Genomic DNA, 13856 nt, shown 5'->3' with positions numbered 1-13856 from the left:
CGGATTACGGCCCTTTGGGCCTAATCCGACCTACACCACAACGCCTTCATCCAGCATCCATCTTCACAGGTATCCATCGTGCGCAAGTTTATCGGCCCTACGGTATTGACCATCAGCATGGCGCTGGGTCTGTATCTGCTCTTCATGTTGTACATTTCCGGCCAGACCATGCTGGCCGCCGTTTTCCTCGGCTTGCTGACCCTGACGACGTTCGTCTTCACGTCGCCGCGCGCCTATGCCTACCGTTATCTGTTTCCCGGCATCACGGCGGTGATCGTCTTCGTGCTGCTGCCGATGGTGTACACGGTGTCGATCGGCTTTACCAATTTCAGTTCGCGCAACCTGCTCACCTATGAACGGGCCACGCAATATCTGCTCGACGAAACGCAGCGGGTGGAAAGCGCCGGCTATGCGATGACCGTGCATGCCGACAACAAGGAATACCGCTTGCGCCTGGAAAGCCCGGACACGGGCGAAGTGCTCTTGACGCAGCCGCTGGCCCTGAAGCGCGCCGTGCCCCTGAACGTGGAAGTGGCGCCGATCGATCCCGTGCAGGCGCCCGTGCTGGCCGCGCCGCTGGGCATCAAGGAAATCATCGCCCTGCAAAAGGATTTGAAGCTGCTCACCCTCGTGCTGCCGAACAAGATCGAGCTGCGCATGGTGGGCTTGCGCGAATTCGGTCCCGTCGCGCACGTCTACAAGCAACTGCCGGACAAGACCCTGAAGAAGATCGCCACGGGCGAACTGGTGACGCCGAACTTCAAGACGGGCTTTTATGAAATGCCGGACGGCACGAAACTGGAACCGGGCTTCAAGGTCAACGTCGGCTTCGCCAACTTCGTCAAGATTTTCTCCGATGAAGCGTTCCGCGGCCCCTTCCTGCGCATTTTCGTCTGGACCATCGTTTTCGCCCTGATCAGCGTGGCCACGACGACGGGCCTGGGCATGGTGCTGGCCGTGCTCCTGAACTGGGATGCGCTGCGCTTCCGCGGCCTGTACCGCACCCTGCTGTTCCTGCCGTACGCCGTGCCCGGTTTCATTTCCATCCTCGTCTTCAAGGGCTTGTTCAATAACAACTTTGGCGAAATCAACCTCGTGCTCGACGCCCTGTTCGGTATCAAGCCCGCCTGGTTCTCGGACACCACCCTGGCCAAGGCCATGATTTTGATCGTCAACACCTGGCTCGGCTACCCCTACATGATGGTGGTGTGCATGGGCTTGATCAAGGCGATTCCGTCGGACCTGTACGAAGCGTCGGCCCTGGCCGGCGCGGGACCGCTGACGAATTTCTTCAAGATCACGTTACCGCTGATCATCAAGCCGCTCACGCCGCTGATGGTGGCCAGTCTCGGTTTCAACTTCAACAATTTTGTGCTGATCAGCTTGCTGACGGGCGGGCGTCCCGATTTCCTCGACACCACCTTGCCGGCTGGCACGACGGACTTGCTTGTGTCCTACACCTACCGCATCGCGTTCGAGGATTCCGGCCAGAACTTTGGCCTGGCTGCCGCCATCTCGACCCTGATCTTCTTCCTCGTGGCCGCGATTTCGCTGGTCAACATGCGCCTGACGCGCATGAACAAAGCATAAAGGACAGCCATGGCTATCGTTGTCGACCGTTCCAACCGCTGGCGCATCCTGGCGGCCCACGTCGCCGTGATCGCGCTGATCGCGCTGGTGATGTTCCCCTTCCTGATGATCTTGTCGATCTCCCTGCGGCCCGGCAATTTCGCCTCGGGCAGCCTGATACCACCCGAGATCAGCTTCGAGCACTGGCGTTTGGCGCTGGGCATGTCCTACCAGGCGCCCAACGGTGCCCTCGTCGAACCGGACTTTCCCGTGCTGCTGTGGCTGTGGAATTCCATCAAGGTGGCCAGCATGAGCGCCACCGTCACCGTGCTGCTGTCGACCACCTGCGCGTATGCGTTCGCGCGCATGCAGTTCCGTTTCAAGTCGCAGACGCTGTCCGCGCTGATGCTGCTGCAGATGTTCCCCGCCGTGCTGGCCCTGGTGGCCATCTACGCCATCTTCGACGTGCTGGGCAGCTACGTGCCATGGCTGGGCATCGACCACCACGGCAGCCTGGTGCTGGCCTACACGGGCGGCATCGCCCTGCATATCTGGACCATCAAGGGCTATTATCAAACCATCCCCATCGAAATCGAGGAAGCGGCCAAGGTCGACGGCGCCACGCAGTGGCAAGCGTTCGTCTACGTGCTGCTGCCGATGACGGTGCCCATTCTGATGGTGGTGTTCCTGCTGTCGTTCATCGGCGCCATCATCGAGTACCCGATCGCTTCCGTGCTGCTGCATGAACAGAACAACCTGACCCTGGCCGTCGGCTCGAAGCTGTTCCTGTACGAGCAAAAATACCTGTGGGGCGACTTCGCCGCGGCAGCCATCTTGTCCGGCCTGCCCATCACGGCCGTGTTCCTGCTGGCGCAAAAATGGATGATCTCCGGCCTGACGGCTGGCGGCGTGAAAGGCTGACCATGCGGCGCCCCCTGACTACGCTGGCCGCCCTGCTGTTGTGCGCTTCGGCGCAGGCAGGGAGCTTTGCCGAGAATCCGATTGTCTACTTCGCCGTGACAGACCGTTTCGCCAACGGCAATCCCGGCAACGACCACAGTTATGGCCGCGCCGCCGACCCGCAAGGCGGCGACGTCGGCAGCTTCCACGGCGGCGACATCGCCGGCATCACGCAGAAGCTGAAGGCCGGCTATTTCAGGGAACTGGGCGTCAACGCCCTGTGGATCACGGCGCCGTACGAGCAGATACACGGCTGGGTGGTGGGCGGCAAACAGCAATTCCAGCACTACGCCTACCACGGCTACTGGGCGCTCGACTACACGACGATGGACGCCAACATGGGCACGCGCGAGGAATTGCGCGAAATGATCAACACGGCCCACGCGCAAGGCATCCGCGTGCTGTTCGACGTGGTGCTGAACCATCCCGGCTATGCGGACCTGCGCACCCTGGCGCAGTACAAGGTGCCCGTGCTGTGGCCCGGCCACGAAAAGGCCGTGCTGCGCGACTATCACAGCTTCATCGACTACAACAACTTCGCATTCGCGCAGTGGTGGGGTCCGGACTGGGTGCGCGCCGGCTTGCCCGGCTATTCAGACGGCGGCAAGGACGACTACACCATGCAGCTGGCCTACCTGCCCGACTTCCGCACGGAAAGCGGCAAGGCCGTGGGCTTGCCGCCGATTCTGCAGCGCAAAGCCGATACACGCGCCGTCGCCCTGCCCGACACCACCGTGCGCGGCTACTTGGTGCATTGGCTGGCCGACTGGGTGCGCGAATTCGGCGTCGACGGTTTCAGGGCCGACACCGTCAAGCACGTGGAGCCGGCCAGCTGGCTGGCCCTGCGCGCGGCGGCCACCGATGCCCTGGCCGACTGGAAGGCGCGCCACCCGCAGCAGAAAATCGACGACGCACCATTCTGGATGACGGGCGAAGCATGGGGCCATGGCCCCGAGCGCAGCAGCTGGCATGACGCGGGATTCGACTCGATGATCAATTTCGATTTCCAGAATCGCGCGAGCGGCGACTGGAAAAGCATCGACGGCGTATACCGCCAGTATGCGGGCTTGCTGAACAAAGCCTCGGGTCCCCGCTACGACATCCTGTCGTATATCTCGTCGCACGACACCAGTTTGTTCCCGCGCGATCAGCTGAAGCATGGTTTGTCCGCCCTGCTGCTGGCGCCAGGCGGCGTGCAGCTGTTCTATGGCGATGAAAGCGCACGCCAGCCTGGCGCGGCGCCCATCGGCGACGAACAGCAGGCGACGCGGTCAAGCATGAACTGGAACAAGCTCGATGCGGCCACCCTGGCCCATGCGCGCAAGCTGGGCCAGTTCCGGCTGCGCCACCCTGCCCTGGCGCGCGGCGAACACCGGTTCATCAACGACAAGCCATATGCGTTCGCCCGCGTGATGCAGGATGACGCCATCATCGCCGTGCCCGAGGCGCAAGGCGCGCTCGAACTCAAAGTACACGGCGTGTTCGCCGACGGCGCCAGCTTGCGCGACGCCTATACAAACCAAACCTACATAGTCAAGGACGGCGCCGTCGCGGTACACGCTGCCGGCACCGTCCTGCTGGAGAAAGCTGCACCATGAGTACCTATGACATTTTAGTGGTCGGCGGCGCCGGCATCGACACCATCGTCCGCGTCCCCGACCTGCAATTGCCCGTGGCCGATTCGCTGCATGTGCCGCCCATCCGCGACTACGTGGCGCACACGGGCAATGGCGTGGCGCTCGGTTGCCACGCGCTGGGCTTGCGCTGCAAGTTCATCGACTTCATCGGCGACGATGCGCAAGGCGCGGCCATCCTGCAGCGCTACAAGGAAGCCAAACTCGATTTCTCGCACATCGTCGAACCTTCGGGCACGCGGCGCAGCGTCAACCTCGTCGACCCGCAAGGACGCCGGCTGTCGCTGTATGACGGGCGCCACCCGGAAGACGTGCGCATGCCTGCCGCCTTCTATCTGCCCTACCTGGGACCGGCGCGCCACGCGCACTTTTCCATCATGGGCTGGGTGGCCGAGCTGTTTGACGATGCACTGACGTGCGGCACGACGGTATCGACCGACCTGCACGACTGGGATGGCGTCAACCCGCACCACAAAAAATTCGCACTGCGCGCCGACCTCGTGTTTCTCAGCACGGCGGCGCTGGGCGAGCGCCGGGACGACGTCATGCGCGCGATTATTTCGGAAGGCCGCGCGCAAGCCGTCATCGCCATGGCGGGCGCGGATGGCGCCTACCTGCTGGAACGGGACGACGCGTCCGTGCGCCACTATCCGGCGGCGGGCTTGATGCTGCCCGTCGTGGACACGAATGGCGCCGGCGACTCGTTTGTCGCCGCCTTTTTGCACGCCTGGCTGGACGGCGCGGGCATCGACACCGCCATGCGCCGCGGCACCATCGGCGGCGCGTTTGCCTGCGCGCAGATTGGCACGCATGAACGGTTCATCGGACCGGCGGAGCTGCATGACTTATATCAAGACCGCACTAGCTTATGACTTAATATTCTATCAAGCGTAGCAACGCGCTAATGGTCGCATGGCACAATGGCTGCGGATTTCACCACACAGATTATTGAAACCGGAGACCACATGAGAATCGAAACCCTGGCCGTGCACGCCGGCTACACCCCCGACCCGACCACCAAGGCAGCCGCCGTCCCCATCTACCAGACGGTGGCCTACGCCTTCGACAATGCCCAGCATGGCGCCGACCTGTTCGACCTCAAGGTGGCAGGTAACATCTACACGCGCATCATGAACCCCACGCAGGACGTGCTGGAAAAGCGGGTCGCGGCGCTGGAAGGCGGCGTGGCCGCGCTGGCCGTGGCGTCGGGCATGGCGGCCATCACCTATGCGATCCAGACGATTGCCGAGGCGGGCGACAATTTCATCTCCGCCAGCCAGCTGTATGGCGGCACCTACAACCTGTTTGCCCACACCCTGCCGCAGATCGGCATCGAAGTGCGCTTCGCCGACGCGCGCCAGCCCGAGACCTTCGCCGCCCTGATCGACTCGCGCACCAAGGCCATCTTCTGCGAATCGATCGGCAACCCGCTGGGCAATGTGACCGATGTGGCGAAACTGGCCGAAATCGCGCACGCGCACGGCATCCCGCTGATCGTCGATAACACGGTGCCGAGTCCCTATCTGTTCCGCCCCATCGAGCATGGCGCCGACATCGTCGTCCATTCGCTGACAAAATACCTGGGCGGCCACGGCACCACCGTGGGCGGCGCCATCATCGACAGCGGCAAATTCCCGTGGGCCGAGCACAAGGAACGCTTCAAGCGCCTGAACGAACCGGACGTGTCGTATCACGGCGTCGTCTACACGGAAGCGTTCGGCCCCGCCGCCTTCATCGGCCGCGCGCGCGTCGTCCCGCTGCGCAACATGGGTGCCGCGATTTCGCCCTTGAGCGCGTTCCAGCTGATCCAGGGCATCGAGACCCTGGCCCTGCGCATGGACCGCATCTGCGACAACACGCTGGCACTGGCCAAACACCTGAAACAGCATCCGAAGGTCGCGTGGGTCAATTACGCGGGCCTGGAAGATCACCCGGACCACGCGCTGGTGAAAAAATACATGCACGGCCGCGCCTCGGGCATCTTGTCCTTCGGCCTGAAACTGGCGGCTGGCGAGGATCCGCGCGCGGCAGGCGCCCGCGTGCTCGACGCCCTGCAGCTGTTCACGCGCCTGGTCAATATCGGCGACGCCAAGTCGCTGGCCACGCATCCGGCGTCCACCACGCACCGCCAGCTCAATCCCGAGGAACTGGCCAAGGCGGGCGTGTCCGAAGACATGCTGCGCCTGTCCGTGGGCATCGAGCATATCGACGACTTGCGCGAAGACCTGGAGCAGGCGCTCAACGCCGCTTAAGCGCTGGCTTTGACGCCATAGCGCGATGCCGGCTTGCCGCGCATCGCGCCCGCGAACAGGGCCAGGCGGGCCGCGTCAAAACGCTCCCACAAGACCTGGTCTTCCACCGAAGGCAAGGTCACCAGCTCGCCCTGGTCCAGGCCCGCCAGCGCCGCATCGACGCAGTCTTCCGCGCGCATGATGGTCGCCTGGTCCAGCTGTGCCAGCGGCACGCCGCTCAATTCCCAGATCTCCGTCGCCGTCGACGCGGGCAGCACCAGCTGCACCGTGATGCCCGTGCCGGCCAGTTCCTGCTGCAAGCCCCGCGTGAAATTCATCACATAGCCCTTGGTGGCGCTGTAGATCGTGCTGACGGGCAGGATGTGGAAGGACAGCACGGAGCCGATGTTGATGACGGTGCCCCGGTTGCGCTGCTTGAATTGCGGCAGCACGGCGTACGTCAGTTGCGCCAGCGCCGCCACGTTGACCTGGTCCATCGCGGCGATACCCTCGCGTGGCGAGTCCACGACGGCGCCCAGGGTCGAGACACCAGCATTATTCACCAGCATGGTGATGGCTGGGTTGCTGGCCAGTTCTTCGGCTACGCGCTGCAGGTCGGCCGGTGCGGCCAGATCGGCCGCCATGGCGCGCACGGCCACGCCATATTTTTCCGCCAGCGAGGCAGCCAGGGTGCCCAGGCGCTCGACCCGGCGCGCCACGAGGATCAAATCGAAGCCGCGCGCGGCCAGGCGGTCCGCATATACGGCGCCCAGGCCGGACGAGGCGCCGGTGATGAGGGCCGTGCCTTGGGTAGTAACTGCATTCATGGTCATTCCTTCTTCAGTATGGGGTGGGTTGAGGCCATAAAACATGATAGCCATCATGCTTCAACACATTAAATATGACGGTCATCATGTTTAATGTGTTGAAGCATGACGAACATCATGTATGATGTCAACCATTATTTTTTGAATCGCGATCAGGAGCCTGCCATGCGTTATCCCGCCGAAGAAACCGCCGAAAAGCACCAGCGCATCCTGACGCAGGCGGCGCGGCTATTCCGTGAAAAGGGTTACGACGGCGTCAGCGTGGGGCAGATCATGCAGGCGACGGGACTCACGCACGGCCCCTTCTACAACCACTTCGCCTCGAAGGAAGCGCTGATGGCGGAAAGCACCCTGCACGGTTCGGAACACTCGCGCGTGGCGCTCGATGCGGCGACCATCAGCCCGGAAGCGATGCGCCAGTACGTGCGCGATTACGTGAGCGCAGCCCACCGCGACGCACCGGGCGATGGCTGTCTGCTGGCGGCGCTGGCGGGCGACGCGCGCAAGCAGCCGGCCGTACGCCCTGCCTTCACCTTCCATCTGAAAGCCATCATCGGCAAGCTGGCAGCGCATTTTCCGTGGAAAAAGAAAAACCATGCGCGGCAGGACGCCATCGTCATGCTGTCGGCTATGGTGGGCGCCGTGGCGCTGGCGCGCGCCGTCGACGATGAAGCGTTTTCCGATGAAATCCTGAAAGCCGTGAACACAGCTTTTACGACGTAGGTCGGATTAGCGGCGCAGCCGCGTAATCCGACAACATTGTTGACGTATGTGGTGATGTCGGATTACGGCCCTTCGGGCCTAATCCGACCTACGCGCAAGCAACTGGGCGACTTGCCTGACCCTCTCGGCCACCGTGCCTGACACATTGACATAGACAATCCCCCGCCGCGCCAGTTCGGCCTGGTACCACGCATGCTGGCGCGCACGGAAATCCTCGTCGCGGCGCGTGCCATCCTGGATGAAGGGAAAATCGGGGGCGCACAGCAGCACCAGGTCGTAGCGGTGTTCGGCCAGCTGCGCCAGTTCCTGTTCGGCCTTGCCGAACATCTCGACGCAGTAGAAATACGTGGTCATGGGCGAGGTGTCGCAAAACAGCCAGCGCCGCGCGGCCAACAGCGCCTGCGCTTCGCGGCGCAGCTGTTCCCGGCCGATCTTCAGCAGATCGTCATAAACCAAAATACCATCCTGACTTTCCCACAATTCGCGGCCATACTCGGCCACCCAGTCCGTCTCGAAATGCACCGCCAGCGCTTGCGCCAAGGTGGTCTTGCCGCTCGATTCGCCACCGAGCACGCACACGCGCGTGACAAAATCAGCGCGCACAATCGGCGACAGGAAGGCGCTGTGCGCATGCGGGTCTTGCCGCGCCACGGTGCCGGACACGGGCACCAACGTTCTCGCCTGATCCACGCTCACGTGCGCCACAGGTCCGCTCGCATAATGCCGGTCCAGTACCTGTGCAAAGCCGGGGCCATACTCTTCGCTGGTGAAGACGGCATTGACGGGCCGCTCCAGCACCGTCCAGCACAGCCAGCCCATGAAGTGGCGATGCGCGTCGCCATCGGCATCGTTGTGCGGCAAGGTCCGCGCAGGCACGCCGCGCGCGGCACACAGCGCGGCCAGGCGCGCATCGTCCAGCACGACGATGTGCGCCTGGGGGAACTGCGCGCGCAGCCAGCCGTCCCTGCGCGCCGGCTCGCAGCCGGGAAATTCGGGCTTGGTGTAACTGACCACCAGCAGTTCTTCGCTGGCGTCTTGCGCACGATGGAGCAACAGTTCGTGGCCCTGGTGCAGCGGGCAGAATTTGCCGACCACGAGGCCGCGCTTGTAAAGGTTCATGCTGCCGCTTCCTGCAAATCCGAGGTGTATTGAATGATCTTGTCTTCCGCCAGCAAAGTCTCGACCGTGATGGCACCGAAAAAAGGCGCGAGCAAGGCGCGCGCCCGGTCAGCCTGCGGCATGGCGTTCGGCGCCAGGCGCAGCACGATGGCGCCATCGCCATGCTGGTGCACGCCGAACAGGGCGATGGCCAGCGGTTTCAAGGCGTGCGTGATGTCGATATTATTGATCCATTCGCCGTTGAGCGTGCGATAGCGCAAAGGGCTGCGTCCCGCCAGCCCCACCAGCACGGGGCCGTGCGGGCCATGCGCCAGCGAAGCGTAGTCGCCCGTGCGGTAGCGCACGAGGGGCAGGCAGAAATTGAAGCCGCCCGTCACCGTGATTTCGCCGCGCGCGCCCTCGGGCACGGGCTGGCCCGCAGTATCGAGGATTTCCACGTACAGCCGGTGCTGCAGCAGTACGTGGCCGCCCGCCTGTTCATCGTAGACGGCGACGGGTCCCACTTCATTGAGCGAATAGATGTCGAGCACGGGGCAACCGAAACGCGCTTCCAGGCGCGCGCGCATGCCGGGCAACAGCATCATCGACACGGACATCAGCGCGGCCGGCTTGTGCGTCATGGACAGGGTCAGCAGTTCGGCAAACGAGATGGGGTCGCCCGCGATCAGCTCCGGCGCCATGGCGTCCAGGTAGCGCGCGCGGTCGTCCGGGTCGCGCCAGTCGTCCACGTGCAGGTTGATCTTCGCCAGGCCCGATTCGTTCATCGTGGGCGTGACGGAGACATAGGTGAAGCAGCGGCGCTGGTGCCCCAGCAGCATCACGCCCACCTGTCCCGCCCCATGGCGCAGGGTCACGCCGAAGCGGCGCAGCGCGCGCTTGTGAAAGGCCAGGTAGCGGCCCGCCACCAGCGGGTGCGAAGCGATCAGCAGCGGGTGGCCCGTGGTGCCCGTCGTCTGGAAGTTGATCATGCGCGCCAGGTCCGCATCGTCGGGCACGAAGGCGGCGATGTCGTGCGCCAGTTCGGCGCGGCTGATGGGCGCCACGTCCGCGAGACGCGCGGGTGGCGAGCCGCAGGCGCGGTAATGCGGCACTGTGGCGTAGACCGTCCTGAGAAAATCGGCCAGCCAGGGCGGCGGCGCATCGGCGCCCCAAGCGACTACCGCGTCCATGACTTCCTGCTCGTAGGTGCGCAGTGATTCGACCTCCGCTGCCAGCAGCTTGTTGCCGCTGCGGTTGCGGTAGACAGGGGCGCTAGGATGATTGCGCAAGTGCGCCAGCATGCGCGCGCCCGCCGGCGTCAGGGTGGGACAGTAGTCGCGGTCCGATTCCCAGGCGCCGCCAGGCAGGTTGACGTCAGGTTTGCCAGCGAGCGTCATTCGCGCGACCACTTGTCGGCCGATTCCTCGGCCGCCTTTTTCGCCAGCGCTTCGCGGATTTCGCGCGCGCGCTGCTCGGCCAGCCGGCTCGCTTCGAGCAGGCGGCGGCGTTCCGTGCCGCTGATGGCCGACAATCGATCCGTCGCCTGCGCCACGCTTTCGTCGCGCGGTCGAAAACCGAGGCGCGCCAGCACGATGCGCGCCAGTTCCTCGCGCCGCTCGGGGTCTTGCGTGAACTGGTGGGCCGGCGTGGCGGCGGCCAGTTCGCGCGCCGCCTCGCCCAGCACCTGCAGCAAGGCTGGCTGCGGCAACTGCTGGCTGGTGAACCAGTCGTCGGCCAGCAGCCAGCACACGATCATGGCCAGCGCCAGCCGGTTGCGGTCCGCCTTCACCTGCGCGCCGATAAACCCCTGCAAGGACGCGGCCGGCGCGCGGGCGCCATGCAGCAGCAAAATGTCGTTGACCAGCGCGGCCACGGCCACGGCTTGCGCATTGGCGACGCCGGCAATGCGGGGCTCGGCGAGGAATTCGACGGGCGTATCGGCCAGGCGGTGGGTCAGGGTTTCGAGGTGGGGACCAGAGATATTCATGGGCCTTTTCTTAATACAGTGATGCGCAAATTTAGCCCCAAAAGCAAAGGCTGGGGTCAGACCCGGCGGGTCTGACCCCGGATTTAAACATAGTGGCGCCGGCTGAACGCCCGCGCAAAGTCCAGCAAGTCCTCGTAGCGCTCGACGGCGTGGATGTCCCAGCCCTGTTCACGGCGCGCGCGCTTTAAATCGTCATAGGTTTTCTGCAGCCACTTGTTAGCCGCCGCGCCCTCCCATTCGCGCTCCAGGTTCAGGGCCATGGTGCCGCCCGCGCCCCCCTGCGCCAGCGCCTTGGCGGAAATATCCCAGCCGCTGTTGCCCAGTTCATCGTTGTCGAACATCGTGGTGATGCCATCGTCGGAAATCATCAAAATGTGCGCGGGCCGTTCCCGTTTGGCCGCATAAGTCTGGCGCAGGCGGTGGATGGGGAAGCAGGTGCCGCCGCCGAAAAATTCCGTCAGCACGCCCAGGATCATGTATTCATCGCGCACGAAACCCGGCGTTTGCATCACTTCGTTCTTGCCGCTCCACAGGGTCACCTGCACTTTCGCGCCGGCGCGCAAGGCCGATAGCGCGATGACTGCACCAGCCAGTGTCAAAAACGAAGTATGCGACTGCGGGTTCGGCATGGAACCGGAACTGTCCACGTACATGTCGAGGTCCACGGGCACGGCGTCGATGGCGCGCGCCGGTTCACGGCCATACACGCGGCGCACGGTCGTCACGCCCGGCACGGGGCGCGGCGACTGCATCACCGATTGCAGCCAGTCGATGTCTTCCAGCGGGTCGCCGATTTCCCACGGTTCCAGCCCTTCCATCTGCGGTTCCTGCGATTCGGGCGCGGGGCGGCTGGGGAACGCCACCAGGTGCGGCAAGGCCCGCTCGCGGTAATAGCGGATGGCGATTTCATGGTCGCTCAGGTCCACGCCCGACGCCTTTAGAATGTCGCCCAGCTCGAACGGTTCGCGCAGCTGGCCGCCGCCCTGCCTGGCCGCCGGCTCGGCAGGCGACTCATCCCCATCGAGGCCCGAGATGCGCTTGTCGTGCACGGGATGGATGGCACCGTCCTCTTCGTCATCCTCGATCTGCTGCGCGCCATACGTTTGGCAGCCACGGGCCGCATCGCGCGTGTCGAGCAGATAGCGACTGGGGCTCAAGGCATCCGTGTCCTCGACCAGGTAAGGCAGCAGCAAGGTGGCGAAGCGGCCCGCCGCCAGCATCCAGTCGTTTGCATAGACGCGTATCAGGCGCGCGCCGAGCCAGGCATCCGTGTCCAGCCGCTCGTCGGCGTGGCCGCCGCCCAGCTCTCCCTTTTCCAGCTGCCACAGGTTTTCATAGATGCGCATGTACAGGGTCCATACGCCGCCGCTGGCCTTGTCCTTGGCGTCAGCTTGCGCCGTGCGTCCCTGCTCAAGCTTGCGGTAGATATCGGCCATGCGCAGGTTCGCCTGGCGCTGCAAACGGTCGTTGATGAACAGGTCCGTGTACAGATTGGCCACCATGGGCGCGTGCTGCTCCAGGGTTGGCAAGGCGCGGCGCATGCGCGCCAGCAGACGGAACTGGTCGCTTGCGCTGCCCGGCGCGAGGATATGGTGGCCGATTTCATGGGCAAGCACTTCCAGCGCATAGTCTTGCAGGCCCAGCTCCGTCACCAGCGGCAAGTCCACCACGACGCTCTGGTCCAGCAAGCGGATCATGGCGAAGCTGCCGGACAAGCCCTGCTTGCTGGCTTCGACGCGGCTGGCGCACAGGCTGGGGTCGCGCAAGCGCGTAAATTTGCTCCACACGGCCAGGGCCTCGGGCCAGGCGGCGCGCCAGGCGTCGATCAGCGCGGTGTCGGCGGTCGTCTTCATGCGAGCGGCAGCAGGCGGATCGCGTGCGTCCACGGCGACGTGATGGCCAGCGTGTGCGCATTCGCGGCAAGCGCGATGTCACCGGCCGGCAGGTCGAGCGCGATGCTGCGCGCACCGATATGCACGGTGGCCCCATCGAGGCGCACGGACGATGGCATGCCGGAATTCGCCTGCTCATACTCGTGCGCCGTGGCGCTGTGCAGCACGGCGCCATGGGCGTCGGCCACCAGCAGGTAATGGCGCTCGGCGCTGCGCACGATAAAACCGTCGTTTGTTGCGCGCACTTGCGGCGGCGTGCCGAAGTCGCCACCGAGGCCGCTGAAGCTGCCGAACTCCCTGCCCTCGGCGTTGCCGCGCCAGGGATAGTCCAGCAGCTGTGCCCGCACCTCCGGCCATTGCGCACTCGGCTCGTCAAACGCGGCCAGCGCCAGCGCGGGCGGCAAGGTGTCGGCGGCGGCCAGCGCGCCCTGGCGGAAATGCGCGACGCCGGCGCGCCAGGCCAGCACCTGGCCCACGGCGCGCAGCTGCGCGACGCTGCCCACTTGCGGCGCCACGGCGGCCATCCCGGCCTGCCACTGCGCGGGCCGCGCGCCGGCCACAGAGGCTATGTGGATGGCGGCGTTGCTGAGCATGCCCAATACATCCACGGGCGCCGTCGCCAGCAGCGGTGCGAACTGCGGCGCCAGTTCGCGCCACACGGTATTCAAGAAGGTATTTTTCGCGGCCGGGCCGGCCAGGCCATGGCCCACCAGTTCCAGGGCCATGTCGTACGCGGCCAGGGTGGCGCCGCCCACGCGCTCGGGCGCGGCGGAACACACGGCCAGCACCAGCGGATCGACGCCGTCGTGCAAGAAGGCGCCGAAGGCGGCCATGTCGAGCGAGGGGAAACGCCGGCGCGCTTCCGCCGCGCGCGCATTGAACTGGGCGCGGCCGCTGGCAAGTATCGAGGCAAAAGCAGGAGAAATCATCGCGGC

12 protein-coding genes are annotated in these 13856 nt (G+C 64.7%); 6 read left to right on the top strand and 6 right to left on the bottom strand.

Going from position 1 to position 13856, the window contains the following annotated elements; all coding sequences use genetic code 11:
* The first annotated feature begins 78 nt into the window (after positions 1-78).
* The 5 genes from malF (at position 79) to AC54AG_RS15500 (ending at position 6415) form a co-directional block, all read left to right on the top strand.
* The gene (malF, locus tag AC54AG_RS15520) at positions 79-1590 is read left to right on the top strand and encodes a maltose ABC transporter permease MalF (protein ID WP_496630857.1); all 1512 of its coding nucleotides are present in this window, start codon (positions 79-81) and stop codon (positions 1588-1590) included.
* A 9-nt stretch (positions 1591-1599) separates the two neighbouring features.
* A complete protein-coding gene (gene malG / locus AC54AG_RS15515; RefSeq protein ID WP_034757081.1) occupies positions 1600-2490 on the top strand; it encodes a maltose ABC transporter permease MalG in 891 nt (296 codons plus the stop codon).
* Between the two features lie 2 nt (positions 2491-2492).
* The gene (locus AC54AG_RS15510; RefSeq protein ID WP_496630856.1) at positions 2493-4127 is read left to right on the top strand and encodes an alpha-amylase family glycosyl hydrolase; all 1635 of its coding nucleotides are present in this window, start codon (positions 2493-2495) and stop codon (positions 4125-4127) included.
* The gene (locus tag AC54AG_RS15505) at positions 4124-5035 is read left to right on the top strand and encodes a carbohydrate kinase family protein (RefSeq protein ID WP_496630855.1); all 912 of its coding nucleotides are present in this window, start codon (positions 4124-4126) and stop codon (positions 5033-5035) included. Before AC54AG_RS15510 ends, AC54AG_RS15505 begins: the two co-directional genes overlap by 4 nt.
* A gap of 93 nt (positions 5036-5128) precedes the next feature.
* Positions 5129-6415 carry an O-acetylhomoserine aminocarboxypropyltransferase/cysteine synthase family protein gene (locus AC54AG_RS15500; RefSeq protein WP_496630854.1) on the top strand — a complete coding sequence of 429 codons (1287 nt, stop codon included), beginning with the start codon at positions 5129-5131 and terminating at the stop codon, positions 6413-6415.
* On the opposite strand, the gene AC54AG_RS15495 is transcribed toward AC54AG_RS15500, so the two are convergent.
* The gene (locus tag AC54AG_RS15495) at positions 6412-7221 is read right to left on the bottom strand and encodes an SDR family NAD(P)-dependent oxidoreductase (RefSeq protein WP_496630853.1); all 810 of its coding nucleotides are present in this window, start codon (positions 7219-7221) and stop codon (positions 6412-6414) included. The two genes, AC54AG_RS15500 and AC54AG_RS15495, sit on opposite strands and share 4 nt — an antisense overlap.
* Positions 7222-7386: 165 nt before the next feature.
* On the opposite strand from AC54AG_RS15495, the gene AC54AG_RS15490 reads away from it, so the two are divergent.
* Positions 7387-7944: a TetR/AcrR family transcriptional regulator gene (locus AC54AG_RS15490; RefSeq protein ID WP_331777735.1), complete on the top strand. Its 558-nt coding sequence runs from the start codon at positions 7387-7389 to the stop codon at positions 7942-7944.
* Between the two features lie 78 nt (positions 7945-8022).
* On the opposite strand, the gene AC54AG_RS15485 is transcribed toward AC54AG_RS15490, so the two are convergent.
* The 5 genes from AC54AG_RS15485 to AC54AG_RS15465 all read right to left on the bottom strand — a co-directional run bounded on the left by AC54AG_RS15485 (position 8023) and on the right by AC54AG_RS15465 (position 13850).
* On the bottom strand, positions 8023-9063 hold the full coding sequence (locus tag AC54AG_RS15485; protein WP_331777734.1) for an AAA family ATPase: 1041 nt from the start codon (positions 9061-9063) through the stop codon (positions 8023-8025).
* Positions 9060-10439, bottom strand: coding sequence for a phenylacetate--CoA ligase family protein (locus AC54AG_RS15480; RefSeq protein ID WP_496630852.1), 1380 nt, complete (start codon positions 10437-10439; stop codon positions 9060-9062). The genes AC54AG_RS15485 and AC54AG_RS15480 overlap by 4 nt, the downstream gene beginning before the upstream one ends.
* The gene (locus tag AC54AG_RS15475) at positions 10436-11029 is read right to left on the bottom strand and encodes a hypothetical protein (RefSeq protein WP_072454712.1); all 594 of its coding nucleotides are present in this window, start codon (positions 11027-11029) and stop codon (positions 10436-10438) included. Before AC54AG_RS15475 ends, AC54AG_RS15480 begins: the two co-directional genes overlap by 4 nt.
* An 83-nt stretch (positions 11030-11112) precedes the next feature.
* The gene (locus tag AC54AG_RS15470) at positions 11113-12882 is read right to left on the bottom strand and encodes a class III extradiol ring-cleavage dioxygenase family protein (RefSeq protein WP_496630851.1); all 1770 of its coding nucleotides are present in this window, start codon (positions 12880-12882) and stop codon (positions 11113-11115) included.
* A complete protein-coding gene (locus AC54AG_RS15465; RefSeq protein WP_496630850.1) occupies positions 12879-13850 on the bottom strand; it encodes a hypothetical protein in 972 nt (323 codons plus the stop codon). Before AC54AG_RS15465 ends, AC54AG_RS15470 begins: the two co-directional genes overlap by 4 nt.
* Positions 13851-13856: the final 6 nt, after the last annotated feature.

This window comes from Janthinobacterium sp. BCJ23 (assembly GCF_059617945.1).
The sequence above is the reverse complement of the archived record's forward strand: the minus strand, read 5'-3'. Positions and strand labels throughout refer to the sequence as shown.

Bases quoted from the DNA above. Each gene is read 5' to 3' on its own strand.
- malG (WP_034757081.1), top strand. From the start codon at position 1,600: ATGGCTATCGTTGTCGACCGTTCCAACCGCTGGCGCATCCTGGCGGCC.
- AC54AG_RS15510 (WP_496630856.1), top strand. From the start codon at position 2,493: ATGCGGCGCCCCCTGACTACGCTGGCCGCCCTGCTGTTGTGCGCTTCG.
- AC54AG_RS15505 (WP_496630855.1), top strand. From the start codon at position 4,124: ATGAGTACCTATGACATTTTAGTGGTCGGCGGCGCCGGCATCGACACC.
- AC54AG_RS15500 (WP_496630854.1), top strand. From the start codon at position 5,129: ATGAGAATCGAAACCCTGGCCGTGCACGCCGGCTACACCCCCGACCCG.
- AC54AG_RS15495 (WP_496630853.1), bottom strand. From the start codon at position 7,221: ATGAATGCAGTTACTACCCAAGGCACGGCCCTCATCACCGGCGCCTCG.
- AC54AG_RS15490 (WP_331777735.1), top strand. From the start codon at position 7,387: ATGCGTTATCCCGCCGAAGAAACCGCCGAAAAGCACCAGCGCATCCTG.
- AC54AG_RS15485 (WP_331777734.1), bottom strand. From the start codon at position 9,063: ATGAACCTTTACAAGCGCGGCCTCGTGGTCGGCAAATTCTGCCCGCTG.
- AC54AG_RS15480 (WP_496630852.1), bottom strand. From the start codon at position 10,439: ATGACGCTCGCTGGCAAACCTGACGTCAACCTGCCTGGCGGCGCCTGG.
- AC54AG_RS15475 (WP_072454712.1), bottom strand. From the start codon at position 11,029: ATGAATATCTCTGGTCCCCACCTCGAAACCCTGACCCACCGCCTGGCC.
- AC54AG_RS15470 (WP_496630851.1), bottom strand. From the start codon at position 12,882: ATGAAGACGACCGCCGACACCGCGCTGATCGACGCCTGGCGCGCCGCC.
- AC54AG_RS15465 (WP_496630850.1), bottom strand. From the start codon at position 13,850: ATGATTTCTCCTGCTTTTGCCTCGATACTTGCCAGCGGCCGCGCCCAG.